At 63.7% G+C, this 1,433-nt stretch carries 2 protein-coding genes; both read left to right on the top strand.

From position 1 onward, the window contains the following. Positions 1–182: 182 nt before the first annotated feature. Entirely contained in the window at positions 183–698 is a 516-nt protein-coding gene (locus Q1V87_RS12855) for a sigma-70 family RNA polymerase sigma factor (RefSeq protein WP_300593562.1), read from the top strand. Positions 699–700: 2 nt separating this feature from the next. Then, on the top strand, positions 701–1,360 hold the full coding sequence (locus tag Q1V87_RS12850; protein WP_300593559.1) for a hypothetical protein: 660 nt from the start codon (positions 701–703) through the stop codon (positions 1,358–1,360). The last annotated feature ends 73 nt before the right edge of the window (positions 1,361–1,433 follow it).

Below are 1,433 nucleotides of genomic sequence, written 5' to 3'. Positions count from 1 at the left end.
CTTGGCGGTGGTAACGCTCATTGCACCCGGACGAGGAGCAGGGTCTAGTCGTGTCCGACCCGGCAACATTTCATAGGTCAGGGGCTAACTAAAACGGGCGCTCGCTCGACTACCTTGTAAGCGTCACTCATCGACGCAGATGGAGGTAGCGAGATGCTCGCAAGCTGGAAGGGCGACGGCTGATGCCGGACGCCTCGATAGATTGGGCGGCTCTGTATCAGAAGCATCGCGAGGCGATGTTCGGGGCCGCCCGTGAGGTGCTGTGCGGAAGTGGACGCGTAGACCTCGCAGAAGATGCTGTTCATAACGCCATGGTGTCGCTCATGCAGTCGCCGCCGACGGAAGCGCCCCGCAGCTGGGAAGCACTTCTTGTGGCGACGGCTAAACGGAGAGCGCTGGACATGGCAACGTCGGCGTACATGTCCCGTCGTATGCCGCTCTCGGAGGAGTACATCCCCGAGACCAACCACGTGGTAGTGGAGGACGAGATTCTTGAGCGAATCGAGGCGCTAGCCGTGGCGCGCGCCGTCCTGGCGCGGCTCGATCATCGGACGCGTACCGTGTTCAGAGAGATCGTGGTCTTCGACCGGGCGCGAGCAGAGGTTGCGGCTGAGTTGGGTGTGACACCACCTCGAATTAGTCAGATCGTCACGAAGGTGCTGGCGGAGATCCGCGCAGCCGTTGAGAAAGGAGGGTGACGATGAGTTCAGATAACGACGAGGACGTGATTGCAGAGATCCTTGACGCTCGGGCGGGACGGTCAGCCCTCGTTTCGGGTGCCGAGTACCTTGAGGGGCGACCAGACCTGCGTGCGCTCCTCGATGCAGCCGACCTGGCCTGGGAGGCTGAGCAGGAACCGCCTCCGCTCCCAGAGGACCCGGTGGCCGCGATGCTCGGCCTCGTGCCTGACCCAGAGATTGCGCTCGATGGAAAGGCACTCGCAGCAGCGCGCAAGCGAGCGGGCCTGTCCGTGAGTGGTCTCGCAGCGAAGATGGCAGACCGGGGTTGGGATGTCACGAGCAGGGATGTCTTCGGCTGGGAGAGCAACAAGAACGCACCCCAGGTGCCGGCGGTCATAAACGCCCTGGCAAGCATTACCGGCGCAGACCCAGATCGACTCCGAAGGCGCGTAGGAGAGGACCCAGAGCGGGCTCGACTCGCAGCGGTTGTGGCTTCGAGTGCGTTCAAGAGCCTGGCCGAGCGGTGGGCGCGGCTGCAAGGGACGAGCATTTCGTTGGCGACTTCTGCTCTTGAATCGCGGATGGTCGCGGCGGTGCACCGCGGGACTCCGCCGGAGCCTGATGTACTGCTCGAGACCCTCGAGACGATGGTGGCCGCCGTGGAAGAGCCGGAGGGCTGAATGCGGCTGGCGGGCTGGGTCGATCGTTCGATCGAGATACTTGACAGCCCGACCCGCGAGCAGTTCGCGCTCG

Origin of the sequence: Microbacterium sp., from assembly GCF_030149085.1 — a bacterium.
GTDB lineage: Bacteria > Actinomycetota > Actinomycetes > Actinomycetales > Microbacteriaceae > Microbacterium.
Note: the sequence above shows the minus strand (reverse complement) of the source record. Positions and strands in the feature narration are given on the sequence as shown.